The 2,189-nt window shown below is 58.0% G+C and carries 2 protein-coding genes; one reads left to right on the top strand and one right to left on the bottom strand.

All coding sequences use genetic code 11. From position 1 onward, the window contains the following. Window positions 1-481 precede the first annotated feature (481 nt). Window positions 482-1,354, top strand: a complete 873-nt coding sequence (locus JKG68_RS31990) for a DUF350 domain-containing protein (protein WP_202066418.1) — start codon at window positions 482-484, stop codon at window positions 1,352-1,354. A 319-nt stretch (window positions 1,355-1,673) separates the two neighbouring features. Here JKG68_RS31990 and JKG68_RS31995 read toward each other — a convergent pair whose 3' ends face one another. Beyond that, window positions 1,674-1,922: a hypothetical protein gene (locus JKG68_RS31995; protein WP_202066419.1), complete on the bottom strand. Its 249-nt coding sequence runs from the start codon at window positions 1,920-1,922 to the stop codon at window positions 1,674-1,676. Between the last annotated feature and the right edge of the window lie 267 nt (window positions 1,923-2,189).

Genomic DNA, 2,189 nt, shown 5'->3' on the forward strand with positions numbered 1-2,189 from the left:
ACAGCCCCGAGCTTCGAGGATTGAAAGCCTTAGTCGCTACACAGGCCGCGTTTACAGCGGCCAGTAGGGCAGTGTCATATCCAGCAAATAATGGATGCGCTTTTGGTTCGTCCGCGGTCGTTCCGCTGCATGCTAAGCCTTTGGAATTGTATAGGGCACATCGCTCCGCGTACTGGCTCTGGACAAGTATAAGGCGCTCCCGTGACAAAGCTGGCAAACCAGTAGCTTGAGGTAACAGCAGCATCATAGGATTAGACTGGGCCTGATTTGTAGCTCGGACCAGGTGTCCGTAAAAAGGCCGACACGCGCTCAAGCGTGAGGCGCCGCTGGGCTCGCGGCGGACCGATGCGCCCGCGAGCCTCCTGTTTCCCAGAAGCTGGTGGGGATCTGATAAATTCAGTAACACGGCAGCGCCGCCCAACACCGGCAGCAAGAGACTGGCCTCATGTAGAGCCATTTATCACTTTGCCTGGAGAATGACATGTTCGAATTCACCGACCTGATGGCCTTCCTGAAGCCCATCTTCCTAGCAGCAATCGCCTGCGCCATGACCTATATCGCGGTGGCCGTGGATCGGTGGCGCCTCCTACGCCTCGCGCCGGCGGCCGACGTTGGGGCGGCGCCCTCGATCAATCTCGCGATGGCCATTCGCATAGCTGCGGTCGGCATCGCCATGGCGGGATCTCTGTCGGGCCTCGCCTATTCCGGAGTCGCAGGTGATACCGGCTCAGCCGCCCTGGTTCTGGTCTTTGAGGGCGTTCTGATGATGGTCCTGATCGCAATTGCAACGGTCGTGGCCGACATCGTGGTGGTGCCGGAGATCCCGAACACCGAGGCAATCCGCAACGGCAACATCGCCGTTTCCATCGTCGAAGGCTCGGTTCTGATCGCAACCGGCCAGATCGCCGGAGCCTCCTTCGGCAGCGCGTCCACGGCAGATATCGGCAGCGGCCTCATCTCGGCGCTTGTCTTCTTTGTCCTTGGGCAGGCGATCCTATGCCTGATCGCCTATGCAATCCGCAAGCTCTCGACCGCCGATGTGATCCGCACACTGGAGAAGGGCGAGTTAGCTCTGGCTGTGGTCTTCGCGGCCAAGCTGTTCGCGGCGGGATATGTAATGTCCTCAATCATAGCCGGTCCCGCAACCCGCCTTACCGAAGGCTTGGTGGCGTTTGTCCAAAATGGAGTGATCGCCTCCGCGATGTTCGGAGTTGCCTATTATGCCGGGTTGCGCATTTTCGGCCTGACCAGGGCCGGTGCGGCTGCTATGACCGAGACGCAGGACATGCCGCGCGCAGTCAGGATGGCCGGCCTCGTGGTGGTGGTGGCGTTCATCGCCAGTGTGTCGATGTAAGGAGTGGTCCCGACGGCGTTGTCACATCAACGCATTTTACATGCCTATGCTGCTTCTCACGTGAATGCCAGTTGTGCATCGTCAGTGACTTAGACGGACGATGCTCACAGCTTGCAAGGCCTTTACTCACTTAATATGACAACGTTCGAAGCCGGCTTAACTGCGGTTATAATATAGCCGAGACGGTAGCCTCAGAACCATACTCCGAATACGCTGAAGTGCCGCAGCGGTGGGAAGGTTGGGCCCGCTGAGCGGTTCTGGCCCGTTGCGGGATAGGGCGTCCCATAGGTGTGGCCTCACAGCCTGGGGAGCGCTTCCGTCAGCACTGCTGGTCTGATCGAAGGGTGGTCAGCAGATCAACATAGGGCTGACGCTGCTTCTGGTGCGCTGCCAGGATCCTTTGCTTGATGTAACTCTTCAGCTCTTCGTCCGACAAGGCTCGATCAACCTCACACAAATCGCTTTGGTGCTGGTAATCGATATCGCCAATTCTATACAAGGCTTCCCTGACGACATCGTACAACTCGGGCGAGTAGGAGCTATATGCATTGTTGGAAGCCTTAGGCATACGGTCTCCTCTAGTATGCATTATTTCTTTTCGAAAGAAGTGTTCTCGTTACTTGATCATGCTGTCGACGATTCGCGGCGAAAGTGAGCCGGCTCGGAAGCACTCTTGCTTCCGGGCAGAAGGATCTCGATCAAGCCGTGGGCGTGCTTTTGCTGTCCCCAAAGCGAGAACACAGCGCCAAGCGGTATGTCCACGACAGGTCCGTCGAGGTCAGGGCATCCCCAGGGTCTGCCCCTCGAACGGTAAAGCCGCCGGTTGCGTTTTGGT

The sequence above is a fragment of the Microvirga aerilata genome, assembly GCF_016743775.1.
GTDB classification, from domain to species: domain Bacteria; phylum Pseudomonadota; class Alphaproteobacteria; order Rhizobiales; family Beijerinckiaceae; genus Microvirga; species Microvirga aerilata.

What these genes read in the sequence shown, in the direction of transcription:
- JKG68_RS31995 (WP_202066419.1), bottom strand. Translation starts at nt 1,922, where the DNA reads ATGCCTAAGGCTTCCAACAATGCATATAGCTCCTACTCGCCCGAGTTG.
- JKG68_RS31990 (WP_202066418.1), top strand. Translation starts at nt 482, where the DNA reads ATGTTCGAATTCACCGACCTGATGGCCTTCCTGAAGCCCATCTTCCTA.